At 26.7% G+C, this 17,396-nt stretch carries 12 protein-coding genes; 1 reads left to right on the top strand and 11 read right to left on the bottom strand.

Annotated elements, in window-relative coordinates:
- Nucleotide 1: 1 nt before the first annotated feature.
- The 11 genes from dnaE to LJI21_01450 all read right to left on the bottom strand — a co-directional run bounded on the left by dnaE (nucleotide 2) and on the right by LJI21_01450 (nucleotide 15,177).
- Nucleotides 2–3,340, bottom strand: coding sequence for a DNA polymerase III subunit alpha (dnaE, locus tag LJI21_01500; protein ID WFW29457.1), 3,339 nt, complete (start codon nucleotides 3,338–3,340; stop codon nucleotides 2–4).
- 238 nt (nucleotides 3,341–3,578) lie between these two features.
- Nucleotides 3,579–3,980 carry a cytochrome c maturation protein CcmE gene (gene ccmE, locus LJI21_01495; GenBank protein ID WFW29456.1) on the bottom strand — a complete coding sequence of 134 codons (402 nt, stop codon included), beginning with the start codon at nucleotides 3,978–3,980 and terminating at the stop codon, nucleotides 3,579–3,581.
- Nucleotides 3,981–4,097: 117 nt separating this feature from the next.
- Nucleotides 4,098–4,901, bottom strand: coding sequence for a biotin--[acetyl-CoA-carboxylase] ligase (locus tag LJI21_01490; protein ID WFW29455.1), 804 nt, complete (start codon nucleotides 4,899–4,901; stop codon nucleotides 4,098–4,100).
- A 1-nt stretch (nucleotide 4,902) separates the two neighbouring features.
- Nucleotides 4,903–6,303, bottom strand: coding sequence for an NADH-quinone oxidoreductase subunit N (locus LJI21_01485; protein ID WFW29454.1), 1,401 nt, complete (start codon nucleotides 6,301–6,303; stop codon nucleotides 4,903–4,905).
- Nucleotides 6,300–7,751 carry an NADH-quinone oxidoreductase subunit M gene (locus LJI21_01480; protein WFW29453.1) on the bottom strand — a complete coding sequence of 484 codons (1,452 nt, stop codon included), beginning with the start codon at nucleotides 7,749–7,751 and terminating at the stop codon, nucleotides 6,300–6,302. The genes LJI21_01485 and LJI21_01480 overlap by 4 nt, the downstream gene beginning before the upstream one ends.
- Nucleotides 7,742–9,622 (bottom strand): NADH-quinone oxidoreductase subunit L, encoded by a 1,881-nt coding sequence (nuoL, locus tag LJI21_01475; protein WFW29452.1) that lies wholly within the window; start codon nucleotides 9,620–9,622, stop codon nucleotides 7,742–7,744. The genes LJI21_01480 and nuoL overlap by 10 nt, the downstream gene beginning before the upstream one ends.
- Before the next feature lie 3 nt (nucleotides 9,623–9,625).
- A complete protein-coding gene (gene nuoK, locus LJI21_01470; protein WFW29451.1) occupies nucleotides 9,626–9,934 on the bottom strand; it encodes an NADH-quinone oxidoreductase subunit NuoK in 309 nt (102 codons plus the stop codon).
- A complete protein-coding gene (locus LJI21_01465) occupies nucleotides 9,925–10,521 on the bottom strand; it encodes an NADH-quinone oxidoreductase subunit J (protein WFW29450.1) in 597 nt (198 codons plus the stop codon). The genes nuoK and LJI21_01465 overlap by 10 nt, the downstream gene beginning before the upstream one ends.
- 474 nt (nucleotides 10,522–10,995) lie before the next feature.
- Nucleotides 10,996–13,572, bottom strand: coding sequence for a leucine--tRNA ligase (gene leuS, locus LJI21_01460; GenBank protein WFW29955.1), 2,577 nt, complete (start codon nucleotides 13,570–13,572; stop codon nucleotides 10,996–10,998).
- Between the two features lie 10 nt (nucleotides 13,573–13,582).
- Complete coding sequence (locus LJI21_01455) at nucleotides 13,583–14,170, bottom strand: M23 family metallopeptidase (protein WFW29954.1); 588 nt, start codon at nucleotides 14,168–14,170, stop codon at nucleotides 13,583–13,585.
- Nucleotides 14,171–14,802: 632 nt separating this feature from the next.
- On the bottom strand, nucleotides 14,803–15,177 hold the full coding sequence (locus LJI21_01450; GenBank protein ID WFW29953.1) for a ferredoxin family protein: 375 nt from the start codon (nucleotides 15,175–15,177) through the stop codon (nucleotides 14,803–14,805).
- A 331-nt stretch (nucleotides 15,178–15,508) separates the two neighbouring features.
- Between LJI21_01450 and dapE the strand changes: the two genes are divergently transcribed.
- On the top strand, nucleotides 15,509–16,666 hold the full coding sequence (gene dapE / locus LJI21_01445; GenBank protein WFW29952.1) for a succinyl-diaminopimelate desuccinylase: 1,158 nt from the start codon (nucleotides 15,509–15,511) through the stop codon (nucleotides 16,664–16,666).
- Nucleotides 16,667–17,396: the final 730 nt, after the last annotated feature.

Genomic DNA, 17,396 nt, shown 5'->3' with positions numbered 1-17,396 from the left:
TTTATATAAGCAAGCTATTTGTATTAATTTTTATATCTTTAATCCAATTTAAATTAGATATTTTATAAAGAATCTGAGGAGTAATTAAATATGTATCAGGTAATAGTATATTTACTATTTTCCTATTCTCAAGAGAGAGTTCTAGTATGATTTTAGTTGTACCATTACTTTTCAGTATTGAGTGTAGTTCCATAATCGCTATTTGTGAATTTATACGTCCAATTAATAATACTAATTCTTTAATTATAGAAGCAATTTTTTCTGTAAATTCAGATATATTTTTTCCTATTAATCTTGTTATGTTATCTGAAACTTCAAGATCAATTATTACAAATGTCCCTTGCGAAAATAAATTTCTCTTTTTTTCTATAATTTTATTATTGTAAAGTGTTATTTCAAAGATATTATGAGGAGTAGAGAGCGTAAGTATGACAAATCTTCCATGCCCTGAAGTCCTCATACGGACACTTACTATCACACCAGCAATTTTTGTCGTTCCATTTTCTTTAATAAATCCAATGTTCAACTTTTTTAAGATTACCCTAAATTTTTCAAGCGGATGATTTGTCAAATAAAATCCTAAAGAAAATAACTCATGTTCTAATTTTTCTTCTTCATTAAAGTCCTTTTTACTCTCAATTTTAGGCTTGAGATCATAAAAATTATCGAATAAAACAGTTTGATTAGATTCTCTGTAATATCTATTTTTATTTGCAAAATAAATCAACGCATCTACTGATTCATATAACTCTTTCCTATTTTGATATATACTATCAAATATTCCTGACTTAATTAAGCTTTCTAACGCTTTTTTATTTATCAAACCAGAGCTTTGAATAAATTCCCATATATCATTATAGACATTAAGGCGCGTGTTTATTATCTCTTCTGCAACAGAGAAACCAACATTACGTAAAGCAGCAATTCCATAACGGATATGTCCGTTTTCTATTAAAAATTGAGCTTTAGATTTATTTATGTCAGGTGGAAGAATAGAGATTCCATTAGATTTTGCAGCATGATAAAATAAATTTAATTTATCTTTATCATCAATACTTAAGTTCATTAAAGCTGTAAAAAATTCTAGTGGATAATTAGCCTTGAGATAAGCTGTTTGATAAGATAGCACTGCATAAGCTGCTGCATGAGATTTATTAAATCCATAACCAGCAAATTTTGCAACAAGATTAAAAATATGTTTTGCCATATCATAATCAATTCTGTTTTTCATTGCTCCTTGTATGAAAAGTTCACGTTGTTTATCCATTTCTTTTTTAATTTTTTTACCCATAGCACGTCTTAATAAATCTGCTTCAGCTAAACCATATCCAGAAAGAACGCGCGCTATTTCTATTACTTGTTCTTGGTAAATTATTACTCCAAATGTTTCTTTTAATACTTTTTCAAGTAATGGATGAATATAATCTATCTTTTCAAGACCATGTTTTCTTGAAATATAAGTTGAAATATTATCCATGGGTCCTGGACGATAAAGAGAAATTAAAGCGATAATGTCCTCAATACAATCTGGTTTTAATTTTACTAATACCTCTCTCATTCCAGAACTTTCAAGTTGAAATACTCCAATTGAATCACCCATTGAAAGCATTTCATAAGTTTTTTGGTCACTTAATGAAATAGAAGAAATATCAATTTTTTTTTCATTGCGATTAATCAAACTACAAATATGATCTATTAGAGTAAGTGTGCCAAGTCCCAAGAAGTCAAACTTTATTAATCCTACTTTTTCAACATATTTCATATTATATTGAGTAATTGGTAAAGCTGAACTTGAATCGTAATAAATTGGAACAAAATTTTCCAGCTTTTGATCACATATCACAATTCCAGCTGCGTGAGTTGAAATATGACGATATATTCCTTCAAGTCTAAGAGAAATATCTAAAAGTTTTGCAATTATTTCATCGCTGTCTCTTTCTTTTTGCAAATTTTGATCAAATTTTATCGCTTGTGATAAAGTTACAGGGTTCACAGGATTAAACGGAACCATTTTAGATATTTTATCAACACGAGAATAAGGAATCTGTAATACTCTTCCAACATTACGTAACACTGCTCTTGCCTGTAATTTTCCGAAAGTGATTATTTGAGCAACATAACCATATTTTTTTCTAACATAGTCAATAACTAAATCCCTTTTTTTTTGACAAAAGTCTATATCAAAGTCAGGCATTGATATACGATCAGGATTTAAAAACCTTTCAAAAATTAAACCAAATTTTATCGGATTAAGATCTGTAATTTGCAATGCCCAAGCAACAATTGACCCGGCGCCAGAGCCTCTCCCTGGACCGACTGGAATACCATTTGTTTTACTCCAACGAATAAAATCAGAAACTATTAAAAAGTAACCAGCATAGTTCATCGATATTATTATATTTAATTCATGATTTAATCGATCGTAATATCTTTTTATATTTATACTTTTTTCTTTTGTAATACGAAGTTTTAATCCTGCAACTGCTTGTTCTGTAAGTTCTTCATTTTCAGTTTTATTTTTTTGGCAAGGAAACTTAGGTAAAATAGGTTTCCTACTTTTCATTATATAAGAGCATCTTTTTGCTATTACTAAAGTATTATGAATTGCTTCAGGAATATTACTAAATATTTCTTCCATTTCTATTGCAGATTTGAAATAGTGCTCAATAGTTACCTTCTTTCTGCTCTTTTTAAGAACATAGTTTCCATCTGGCATACACGTTAATACATTATAAGCTTCATAATCGGATTTATGAAGAAAAAATACATCGTTAGTAGCAACTAACGGTATATTGTATTGATAAGCGAAATTTATCAAGCTTTCTTCAAGTTCTAGCTCTTTATTAAGGCCATGACGTTGCAGTTCAATATATAAATGATTATTGAATGCTAAAAGCAATTTTTTTATTATTTCTTTATCTTGCATCGATAAGAGTTGAGCTAATATACCATCATAACCTCCAGTTAAGGCTATTAGACCTGAATTTAAATTCACTAATTCGTTAAAGTTAACGTAAGGAATATCGCTATTGTTTTCACGTTTTTTAAATGATTCACTAACTAAAATAACTAGATTATCATATCCTTGCTTATTTTTAGCAAGCAGTAATATAGATAGATACTGCTCCAAGTGTCGAACCATAATATTACATCCTATTATTGGTTGTATTCCCTTGCTCATTATACATTCTGTAAATTCAAATGAACCAAATAAGTTACCTGAATCAGTTATAGCAACTGCTGGCATTTTATTTTGTAGGCAAATATCGCTTAACTCTTCAATTTTAACTGAACTTTCAAGTAATGAATAAATACTATGAACACGTAAATGTACAAACATAAAAATTTAAGATTTTTATATATAAAGATATGTAAAATTTTATTTCTACTTTAATTATTTATCTATAGTTTAATATATAAATTATTCAAAATATAAATGTATTTCTCAAATATATTAATAAAATTAATGAATAAATTAACTGTAAAATGGATGTCAAATTTAATTTTGGAACTTTGTTTAAGTAAAATAAGCGAGAATAAAGTCCAGTATTGTAATTTTAAGTAAAAAACTTATATTACTACTTTTTTTTACGCATATAGTTTTCATCGTGTTTTGCAAGTACTGTATTTGCTAAAAATATACCGTTTTTAAGTATCTGGCCTTGTACAACAACTCCACTTTTTTCCGAAAACATTGGTGGTAATATTCCATAATATTTCACTTTAATACTTTTATTAAAATCTGTTATTTGAAAAATTATTTCGTTATCATTATGTATTACACTATTCTCGATAACCATTCCACCAATACGAATAACAGATTTTTGTTTATTTTGATTATTTAGCAAAATCATCGCTTCACTTACTGTATAAAAAAACGAAATATTCTCTTTAAGAGTTGTTAAAACAAAAAAAATTGCACAATTAAAAAAAAAGAAAATTCCTAAAATCAAAAATAACCTTTTATATTTTTTTTTCATTGTTATTTTTAAGATCTTTCAAAATTTTTTCACTCTTAATATAATAAAAAATAGTAAAAAATAGTTTTCCAATAATTAATAAAAAACAAATAAAGTAAGTAAAAACTACATATATATTCACAATATACCATTAATAAATAACTCTATAGAACCAGAACAAACCAAAACTTTGCCTTTTTGGCGTAACATTAGTTTACCATATTTATCTATGCCAATGAAAATACCTTTATATGATTTTTTATCAGATAATCTGATACTAACTTGTTGATTTATTTTAAATGCTTTTTTCATCCACATTTCTCTTATAATATAAAATCCCTCGCATATCCACTGCTTTCTTAATTTATTAAAGTTTAATATTAACTCTTTTAATAAATTTAAATTAGATATAGATTTACCATAATTACTAATGCATGTTGACCCTAAAAGGGGTGTACAATTGATATTAATCCCGATTCCTATAACTAGCCAATTTGAATTGGATTTTTTTTCAATTAAAATTCCACTTATTTTTTTACCATCTACCAAAATATCATTTGGCCATTTATAACTAATATAACTTGTTTTTATGAACAAAGATAATGTATCGCCAACAGCAATAGCTACAACAAAAACTAATTCTGTTAACTTATGCAAAATTTGTTCATCAGTATTCCACCAACAAGCAATTCCAGAACTAAATACTGAAATTATATTAAAACGATTATTTAATAAGTCTATAATAAAACTTGCATAAAAATTTCCTTTTGGAGAAATCCATTTTTTTTTTATACGACCTCTACCGTTTGTTTGTTCATCAGAAATAATAACCGTTTCATTTGAAATTATTCCTTCGTTGATTAAATCAAGTGCTTTTTTATTAGTACTAGAAACTTTTCTATAGTAATGAATATGAAATCCATCAAATTTTTTAAAAATCATTTTATAATCCCTTAGTTACTAAATGAATTAGTGAATATAAATCCTCTATATATATGAAAAAAGTAATATTAATTAAAGAAATCATTGAAGTAATAATAAATAAAAAATTATCAGGATGAACAATTTTATTGTTACTACTGATTTCATCAAGGTACATAGCTTTTATAATATTTAGATAATAAAAGCATGATATAACACTTGCTATTATGAGGATTATGGATATAGTAATAAAGCCTGAATTTATTAAACTTCTAAATATAAGCAATTTAGTAAAAAAGCCAGCATATGGAGGTATTCCAGCCATAGAAAGCAATAATGTAGAAAGATGAAATGCTAAAACTGGGTATTTTTTTCCTATACCAGATAAATTTATGATTTTACAGTCATCGTCATCTATTTGTATAAAATAAGAAAATAATCCTACATTTGTTAGGATATAAACTATTAAATATATTAAAGAACTATTTGCTCCAATTTTAGTAAAAACAGAAAATGAAACAAATATAAAACCAATATGACTTATTGAACTATAGGCAAATAACCTTTTTAAATTTTTTTGTTGTAAAGCTCCAAAAGCTGAAACAAGTATAGATAATGTTGAAATATATAAAAAAATAGGTTGAATATGGTTTTTAATACTTGCTAATTCAGTATTTATTAACCTAATTAAAAATGTTATGAACGTAGTTTTTGGAGCAATAGCAAAAAATACAGTTACTATAGTAGGAGCACCTTGATAAACATCTGGAGCCCACATATGAAAAGGAACAATGGCAAGCTTGAAATATAAACCAACAAGAATAAATGCAAATCCAAAAATTATTCCATAAGTTATTTGATAATTCTGTACAAAAAAATTCAACTGAGCAAAATTTATTTGTCCTGTATATCCATACAGCAAAGATATTCCATATAACATAATGCATGAAGATAATGCACTAAGCGTAAAATATTTTACTCCAGCTTCACATGAATAAATTGAATTTTTATTAAAGCTTGCAAGAATATATAAAGGTATATTCATTAGTTCAAAAGCTAAATAAAAAGAAATCAAATTATTTACTGAAACTAATGTCATCATACCAAATAATGCAAAAAGAATTAATATTGAAAACTCATATTTATATTTATATTTTGATAAATTTAATAGTAAAAATATTAAAATGCCTACAAGGAGGATTAATCCCTGTGCGAATCTAATGTATAAGTTAAACTTCAATAATGAACTGAATAAAAAAGTTTCATTATTTTCTGTTAAAAAAATCAAAAATATTAAGGTGCTTATTAGGCAACATAACGCCAGTAAATTAATAATACGACGATTAAGCACAATTCCAAGTAATAGCAATGTTAATGAAAAAATAACAAAAAATGTCTCTGGCAGTATTTGCATGTAATTCATATAACTTTATAGTTGTTACTCAATAAATCCATTATACATGGCCTTAAATAATTTATTGCAAGAGTTGGATAAAATCCAAGTAATACAATAAGTATCATAAATAAAATTAAAACATAAAATTCTATATTACTCAGACAACTATCAACTACTAATTTAGAATAATTACATCCCCATATTATTTGTTTACATAAATTCAACATGTAAACAGCATTCAAAATGAAACCAGAGGCAATAAATCCTGTAGTAAAAAATCCTCTTTTAAATACTCCTACCATAGCCAAAAACTCACTTATAAATCCAGAAGTTCCAGGTAATCCGATTGAGGCCAATGAAAACAAAACAAACATAAAACTAAATTTTGGCATAATGTTCACTATTCCAAAACATTCTATAATTTCTAAAGTTCTAGTTCTAGCGTAGAGAATACCAGTACAAAAAAATAAAGCAGCAGAAATGAGACCATGACTAATCATTTGGAATGTAGCACCAATCATACCCTCTTCACAAAATGAAAAGAGTCCAGCAGTCACAATTCCCATATGTGATATTGAGGAATAAGCTATTGATTTTTTTATATCATTTTGAGCAAATGCTACTAATGAAGTATATATTACAGCAATCGCACTTAGTATAACAACGAAATTTGAAAAATAAAAGTTCACTTTAGGTAACATTGGAATAGAAAATCTTAAAAAACCATATCCTCCCATTTTAATAAGCAATCCAGCTAAAATTACCGATCCAGTAGTCGGAGACTGCACATGAGCATCAGGAAGCCATGTATGAAATGGGAACATCGGAATTTTTATTGCAAAAGAAATAAAAAATGCAACCCACAGCAATAATTGCGCAAAAAAATCAAGATTTGGTATTAATATGATTAGTTTTCGTATATCAAATGTTCCAAACATGTTATACATATATATCAATCCAAGTAAAAAAAATAATGAACCTGTAAGTGTATAAAGAAACAACTTAAATGCTGCATATACCCTTTGTTTTCCTCCCCAAATACCGATAATAAAAAATGTAGGTACTAGAGTTGCTTCAAAAAAAATGTAAAAGCTAATAGCATTCAGTGAAATAAAAAAACCTATTATGAAATTTTCGAGTAATAAAAATAATATCATATAAGCTTTAAAAGCTATATAGCTTACTGTATTATTATACAGTACACAAATAAGAAATAGAAAAGTTGTAAGTAAAAGAAAAAGTAACGATATACCATCTATACCTATGCCAATATTTTTAATTGGATAGCTAACTAGCTGGAAATCTGCTTTACTATAATCAAATTTAGTACATACAATAATATTAAACAAAAACGGCAGTATAGTAAAAAACAAAGAGATAAATTTCACTAAATGTATTGACTTATGACTGACCTTAATTTGAGTTAATATTAATGCTCCTATTAATGGAAATAAAAATATACTAATTAGTAACACTTTAATTGTTTAACTCCAATGATATATAAAGTACCAATTATTAAGGTAATAAACATAATAAACGCATAATCAAATACATAACCTGTTTGTAGTTTTGTAGAAAATTTTGAACATTTATTAACTAAATAAACTATACCATTTGGTCCAAATGAATCAATTACCTCAACATCAAATCTCCACAAAAATTTAGATATAAACCTCATCGGTACAACTATGATAAAATCATATATTTCGTCAATATATAATTTATTTTGCAAAAATTTAAATAGAAATTTGCTTTTAATTTGTTGAAATCTTTTATAAAAATAAATTGAGTATGCTAGTATTATTCCACTTAAACTCATTACATTTGGTAATATCTTTATAAGAAGATGCGTTTTATACTGTTCATCAGTAATTACTAAACTTGATTTCCAAAATGTGTTACTAGTTATATATAAAATATTATTCCCCCATATTCCAGAATACATAGACCCAAAAACAAGTATTAATAGAGGTATAATCATAATCTTTGGTACTTCATATATATCAATTTCATTTTGTTTTTGATCATAATTTTGATTATGAAATATAAGTAATAGAAATCTCCAAGAATAAAATGCAGTAAAAAACGCAATAATTAAGCTTATTATAAAAATAAAACCACTAGTATTATAAGCATATTCAATTATTAAGTCTTTTGAATAAAAACCAGCAAATGGAAATATCCCAGAAAGCGCAAGAGATCCAATCCAAATAAAAGTATAGGTACACGGGAGTTTTTTCCAGCAGTTTTTCATTTTCTTAATATTTTGCGAATGCATTGTATGAATTACATTACCTGCACTAAGAAATAACAAAGCCTTATAAAAGGCATGTGTCATTAAGTGAAAAATAGCGATATTGTAAGCAGAAAAGCCACATGCCATAAACATATGACCAAGTTGACTACAAGTCGAATAAGCAATTATTTTTTTTATATCGTTTTGAATAGTTGCAACAACAGCCGCAAAAAATGCAGTAAATGTTCCAATAATTATCATTAATTCTTTCGTTAAACTTGATAATTCAAATAACGGAGAACACCTTGCTATTAAAAATATACCTGCCACTACCATAGTAGCTGCATGAATAAGTGCGGAAGCTGGAGTCGGTCCTTCCATAGCATCTGGAAGCCAAACGTGCAAACCAAACTGAGCAGATTTTCCCATACAACCAATAAAAAGTAATATACACATTATATGAATCATTCTTAACTTATGATACACTGTTTCAGTACACTGTTTAAAATGATTAATTTCATCAAAAATCTCGATAAATTTTAAAGTATGAAATACATGGTAAACTAAAAAAATTCCAATTAATAATGCTAAATCTGCTACCCTGTTTACAATAAATGCTTTAAACGCTGCATTATTTGCAGAGTGTTTTTGAAACCAAAATCCTATAAGTAAGTAAGAGCATAATCCAACCCCTTCCCAGCCAAAAAAAAGTTGTATAAAATTATCGCTCACAACTAATATAATCATACAAAACGTAAACAATGATAAATAAGAAAAAAATCTAGATTTTCCTTTATCATATTTCATATAACCAATAGAATAGATATGAACTACTAAAGAAATAGTAGTAATTACAATTAGCATTAAAGATGAAAGAGTATCAATTTTAATTGCCCAATCGACTTTTAAAACGCTTAAAGAAAACAAAGAAAATAAAATTAAGTGATAATTTTGAGAAAGAGCAAAAAAAACGTACCATGATAAAACAGTAGATATCCCAATTCCTACAATGGCTATTAATTGATTAAGAATATTTTTTCTAGGAAAGAAAGCAGAAGATAATGAACTAAAAAGCGGTAAAAACACTATTAATTTTAATATATCAGCCATATTTTACTTTTTCATTAGGCTAACTTGTTCAATATCTATATTGCTTCGACTCCTATAATACACTACCAATATTGCGAGTCCTGTTGCTGACTCAGCTGCTGCAACAGTCAATACAAACATAACAAAGACTTGTCCAATTATGTTATCGTTAAAAGCAGAAAAAGCAACTAAATTTATATTAACTGCCAACAACAATATTTCTATTGATAATAGAATATTAATTATACTTTTACGATTAATAAAAATGCCACTCACTCCTATAGTAAATAAAATAGCAGCAACTATTAAAAAATGATTTAATCCTATTTCCATTCCAATCCCTTTCTAAATTCGGGTTTAACTAATTTTACGGACGAAGATTGTGTCAATTGTTTTAATACGCTTTGTCTTTTAATTTTATTTTTTTTCTTATCATGTAAGGTGAGAATAATTACACCAATACTCGTAACAAGCAATAAAATGCCAGAAAGATAAAAAGCGTATGCATAATCAGTGTATAAAAAATTACCGATAGATTTCACATTATCAATACGGCTTATAGCAGCATTATTATTATTTATACCAGATTCTGAATTATAGATTGCAAAACTAATAATGAATAAGAATACGACACACAATACGAAACCAATAGTTAAATACTTTACAAAACCCTGATGTAATTTTATATAATCTGTATCAAGCATCATGACCACAAATATAAATAATACTATAACTGCTCCAACATGCACTATTAGTATTATCATAGCAATAAATTCAGCTTTAAGAAGGATAAAAAGAGCTGCAGAATTTATAAAAGTTAAAATTAAAAACAACACTGCATACATAGTGTTGTTAACACTAATCACGCAAATAGCAGATAAAATGTTAAAAATTGCAAAAAGATAAAAGAAAAAGATCACAATAATTAATATTTTATTACAGTAAACTACTACTTTAAGGTAACCATTGTTATAAAGTCAATAAGCTTAGTTCGTATTTTTATGAAAAATCATTTGATAGAGACTCAACAATACCCAATCCTTTAGGGATTTTTATTATTTTCCTCTATATATTTTTATTAATTGGATATTTTGATTATAAAACTTATAATTAGTATTTCTACAGTGTTTTTAATATCAATAGAAAACTAGGTTCAATTATATTGAGATATAAAAACAAATAATCAAATTATTAATTTTACGAATTAAAATACAAGTTAAAATAAATGGACAGTGTCCCGTTTCATGTAAGTAAAATAATACAGATGATGATAAATATGTCATATTACTTTATCAAAAAATCACAATTTAAATATTTAAAATATCTTTTAAGTAGAAAAGTTTATAAAAAAATTGAATAAAATTATTACAAATAAAATGTTGTACTATCTATTTTTAAACAATTATATTTACTATCTTATTTTGTATAAGATATACAGAACGAATTTTGTTTCTGTTAATCCTATTAGAAACTGAATTTATTGCCATTTTTTTTAGTTCTTCTTTATCTAAATTATTAGCTGCTACTCTAATCGTTTTGCGAAATTTTCCATTGATCTGAATTGCTATAGTTAGCATGTCATCAATTAGCAAAGATTTGATAGCTTGTGGCCAAGGTTTTAAACATAGAGTTGTGCTACTATTACCCCCTATTTCTCGCCATAAATTTCCAGCTAGATGGGGAATAAATGGCTCGATTACTCTAATTAGTATACATATACCCTCATCAATAAGAGATCTTCCGTTTTTTACATCTATTTCAGCTATTAAATTTGTCATTTTACGAAATTTTGCTATTACACAATTCAATTTACAGTTTTCTAAGTCATTTGTAAGTTCATATAAAAGCTTATGAATTTTTTTTCTATATTCGAGAAGTTGACCAGTAATATTTTCATTATTAAATTTTATATTAATAGGTTTCAATTGTATTACCATTCGCCACAATTTATTTATATAGCGAAAACAGCTTTCTATACCGTCATCAGACCATTCCATATCTTTTTCAGGTGGAGTATCAGATAATACAAATAAACGAGCGGTATCAGCACCGTATTTTTCTATAATAATATTCGGATCAATTATATTTTTCTTTGACTTACTCATTTTTTCAACTTTTCCAATTTGGACTTTGATACCCTTTATCATTAATTCTTTTGCTTCTTCTGGAAAGAGCCATTTTCCATTTTTATCCTTGTAAGTTACATGACAAACCACTCCTTGAGTAATTAGAGTAGAAAATGGCTCTTCAATATCAAGGTAGCCGCATTTTTTTAAAGCACGACAAAAAAACCTCGAATAAAGTAAATGTAAAACTGCATGTTCTATTCCACCTATATAATAATTTACAGGCATGAAATGATTACATGCATTTTTATTGATAGATTTATTTTCGCTACAAAACGCAGCAAAATACCAAGAGGATTCGAAAAAAGTATCAAATGTATCAGTCTCACGCTCTCCTGGCCTTCCACATTTCGGACAATCAACGAATTTCCAGGTTGGATGCTTGTCTAGAGGATTGCCACTTTTTTTGAAGTCCACATCTATTGGAAGAATTATTGGAAGATCTTTTTCTGGCACTGGTACAGTACCGCAAGCTTTACAATATATAATTGGTATAGGACATCCCCAGTAACGTTGCCTTGAAATTCCCCAGTCATGTAAACGATAACTTATAGTTTTTTTACCTATTCTTTTTTCTTCGAGTTTTTTAATAATCACTTCTTTTGCTATATTAATAGTTAATCCGTTTAAGAATTCAGAATTAATCATTACTTCACTATTAGTAGTAGTGCTTTCTTTTTCTTTTATTATCACGGGATACAAAGTTTCAATATTAACTGAATTTACTGAAGAAATAACGGGAATAATCGGTAGATTGTACTTTTGCGCAAATTCAAAATCACACTTATTATGTGCTGGACATCCAAAAATTGCACCCCCCCCATGTTCCATTAATACAAAATTAACAATATAAAGTGGCAATTCTTTATCAAGAAATGGGTGTTTAGCATTTAATCCAGTGTAAATTCCATATTTTTCATTATCATTTATTATTCTTCTTTTTATTCTTATATCATCTCCGCCATAATACGGCGAAATCAATTTATTTTTTTCTTGAACATAAATATCCCAATATTTGGATGATAAAACTTTAAAAGTATCTAAAGTCATGATATCATGTATAATAGGGTGTTCTACTGCTATCGCTAGAAAAGAAGCTCCAAATAAAGTGTGAGGAGAAGTTGTAAAAACTTTTAGTTTTTTATTTATACCAACTATTTCAAATTCTATAACAACACCTTCAGATTTTCCTATCCAACGCTCCTGCATTACTCTGACTTTTTCTGGCCAATCTTTTAAAGATTGTAAACATTTTAATAAATCTTCAGCAAAATCAGTAATTTTTAAAAACCATTGAAATAATTTACGTTTTTCAATGAGCGCACCTGAACGCCACCCTTTTCCGTTAATTATTTGCTCGTTCGCAAGTACCGTTTTATCAACTGGATCCCAATTAACCCATGACTCTTTTCGATATACAAGTCCAAATTTTAAAAAATCTAGAAAAAACTTTTGTTCGTGTTTGTAATAATATGGCTCGCATGTAGAAAGTTCACGTTCCCAATTATAGGAAAGACCCACAGATTTAAGTTGTGTACGCATACTATTTATATTTTTTTTTGTCCATGTTTCGGGATCAATATTATTATCCCTAGCTGCGTTTTCAGCTGGCAATCCAAACGCATCCCAACCAATTGGATGTAAAACTTCAAATCCACAACCTCTTTTATAACGTGCTATTACATCCCCTATTACATAGTTACGCAAATGCCCCATGTGAATCTTACCAGATGGATATGGAAACATTTCCAACACATAACATTTTTTTTGTTTATTATCTTTTTTTATAGAAAAATTCCACTTATCTTGATAAAACTTCTCAACTTTCTTAAAATCATATTTCATATATTAAAATTTAATCATAGCTTATATATTTTAAAGGATCAACTATTTGACCGCTATGTCGTATCGTAAAACACATTTGTAGATTTTTGTCTTGTATACCTAATTTACCCGCAGATCCGATTACTTGACCTTGCTTTACTTCATCACCAATTTTAACATATATTTTTCTTAAATAAGAATACATAGTTATATAGCTTTCTTTATGTTCTACTATAATTAAATTTCCATACCATCTTATTCCTTCACCTACATATATTACTTTACCATGCGCAGAAGAAATTACACTTGTTTCTTTTTGAGCAATAATTCTTACTCCGTCACTACATATTTCATCAGAAGGAGCAGTCAAAATAATAGTACCTTTAATTGGCATCACAAATTTATAACTTATTTCGTTAATTTCAATATTTTGCATTTTACTATTATTCCTATTAGGATTAAGAAAATTATTTGTAGATCCTCTATTTTTTTCTTTTGTTGAAAGGTCAATATTTTCTCTAAAAAGGTGATATTCTCTTATAGATTCTAAATCTCTTTTACCATAAAATTCTTCACCTTTAAATAATACGGGAGCTGGTTTTTGTAAATTACAACCCATTAATATGTTTAATAGTATTAAAAGTAAAATTATATACATTGTACAAATTTATTTTATGTAATAACTCTAATTTTAACTTTGTAGGAGAAAGCTCTTCCTTTATAAGATGTTTAAATTTTAGTTCTTTTTAGAATCTATATATTTCTATGTAAAAATGGAGATACAATTTGTATATGTATTTTACTGTATCTATTTTACTTCAAAATAAAATTTAAAAGGGTACTGATTTGTAACTTACAAGTTAAAACTTTAAAAAATAGAACAAATAAAGCAAAAATAAATATTAAGTTTTATTCTGTAATAATCACCCGAACTCAGTTTTATATAAAAAAATTAAACGTATGCAAATTATTTATATATTTATATAAAATAATACCAATTACGTACTTCACTTTCAAGGAAAAGGGGGGTTATATCAAAAAATTTATTTTAAAAACTCTAGAAACAGACCACTTACTATTACATTATATATTAGTAATATACAGTTGTACTGTAATAAAATTACAACAACATGACGGAAAATCGATTAAAGCGCAATAACAATACGATTTAAATGTATTATAAATTCCAAAGCTTATAATTAAATAGCTCCCCCCCTCTTTGTATTTTTATATATTTTATCAGTCTATACTCTATTTTAGATTTTCATAAAAAAAACCATGTTTATCTTTTTTTTCTTTGTACTCTTCTGCTTTATCCATGGGCTGCTTTTTAGATGTAATATTTGGCCACTTTTGTGAATACTCAACATTTATATTATAAAACAACTTAAACATTTTTTGTTCATCACTTAATAAGTCTGAATCTAATTCCAAAATATCTTTTATAGAATCATCGGTTACAATCGCATCTACTGGACATTCTGGTATACATACTCCGCAATCAATACACTCATCTGGATTAATTACAAGCATATTTTTGCCCTCATAAAAACAATCAACAGGACATACTTCTACGCAATCTGTATACTTGCATTTAATACATTTATCTGTAATGAAATGCGTCATAAATAATCTCCCCCCATTTTTAATATAATTAAACTATACTTTTCTAATAAAAAATTCAAATTTTATGTAGAAAGGCTTTGTATTATTATGATAATGTATATTATTTTTATAATGAAATTCAACTTATTAAATTAACTACTTCCGTATTATAATTTTTATTACCGTTATACTAACGTATGATTCATTTTTAAGAACTTTTATATTATTTTGTTATTACCTATGAATAAATAAAACTCTAATTTGATTGGAATTCTTGATCTAATAATAGAAATATTTAGTTAGGAATAAAACTATATTAAAATGGCTTAAACATTTATATTTTAAAGATTATATGAAAATTAATCCAGTAGAATTAACTAAGAAATTGATTTCTTTCAAAAGCATAAGTCCAAAAGATGACGGCGCAATAGAATATATTGCTACCCTCCTTAAGGAGAATGGATTTAATTGTAAGATTTTAGAGTTTGGTAATCATAGTAATGAAACCAGAGTTAAAAATCTTTATGCAAAATATATAAATGGAACGCCAAATTTGTGTTTTGCTGGTCATATTGATGTCGTATCACCAGGTCAATTAAAAAATTGGAAATTTAATCCATTTAAACCTGAAATCAGAGATGCAATGTTATACGGAAGAGGAGCATCTGATATGAAAAGTGGAGTAGCCGCATTTATTACTGCCGTAGTAAATTTAATTGAAGAAAAATTTCAATTTGATGGTTCAATAAGTATGTTAATTACAAGTGCCGAAGAGAGTGAAGAAGAACACGGAACAAAAGCAGTTTTAGAATGGATGAAAAATAAAAAAAAGAGAGTAGATTTTTGTATAGTTGCTGAACCTACTAGCAATGAAAAATTAGGCGATACTATAAAAATAGGCAGAAGAGGATCAGTATCATTTAAATTAATTTGTCATGGAAAACAAGGACATGTTGCTTATCCTAATTTGGCTGATAACCCAATATATAAAATGATATCAATATTAAATAAGATTAAAAACACTATCTTTGATAGTGGCAATAGATATTTTCAACCTTCAAATTGTGAAATTACTAATATTGAAACTGGAAATAATATTGACAATCTAATACCAGGCTCGATAACTGCAAATTTTAATATCCGGTATAATAATATGCAAACACCTAAAAATTTATATAAATTAATCAGTGAAATATGTTCGAGTATAACTAGTAATTATAAACTTTTTATGTATAAAAATAGGGATCCTTTTTTTTCCATTCCAGATAAAAACATTGATATTATGCTAAGTGCAATAAATAAAGTTGCCAACATTGATACTATATTAAATACAAGTGGTGGAACATCCGATGCTGCATTTATTAAAGATATTTGTTCAGTAATTGAATTTGGCATGATAAATAAAACTGCACATCAAGTAAATGAATGTATACCAGTAAATGATATATATAAATTAACTTCTATATATAAAGAATTTACAAAGAACTATTTTCTTTCTTTAAAAGAATAGAAAATAATAACGTAACAAAATCAAACTAATAAAACTAAGTTTTTATGATAAAATGAACTAGATTCTGTAATTTTGATTATAAAATTTAAGTTATAAGAACAAAGATTCTTAAAAGTTTCGTTTTCTTGTGATAAAGAAAACTCATACTTTACGCCCCTATAAAACACCCCTATAAAACATACCAAATTCATTCTATATTCATTTCTTAAATAATAAAAAACAAAAGCTATGTGTAAAAAATACTTAACACCTTTTCCTCTATCACTAAGCTCGTAATTATTAAGTATATACGCAACTTTAGCTATATAAAATGTGACAAATTTCGTGTAATTACAAGATTTTTTTATTTTATAAATAAAGCAATAACAATATCTACATCAAGGTAAAAAATCTTTTTTATTATTTTAATATCAAAATACGATTATCATGAAAATTAAAAATTTTAAAACTTATTTTGTACTCTATATTAAGGATTTTTCTATATTGAAAGTATTTACACTTTCTGATATTTTAATATCATCTACAATATTCAAAAATTCACAAATATGATATTAAAAAAATCTTTATTTCTTTTTCCATACCGTCCTACCCAATTATTTCTTCTGTATAGAAGTACATTACTTTTAAAGAAGTTTCATAAAATAATAAATTACAGATTTCTAGTTTCTGATTTTAACTTTATCATTTACGTGACCATTCTTTGTATATTATTCATGTAGTAGATAGCATT

This window comes from Wolbachia endosymbiont of Menacanthus eurysternus, assembly GCA_029715105.1.
In the GTDB taxonomy this organism is placed as follows: domain Bacteria; phylum Pseudomonadota; class Alphaproteobacteria; order Rickettsiales; family Anaplasmataceae; genus Wolbachia.
This window is presented reverse-complemented; position numbering and strand designations above follow the sequence as displayed.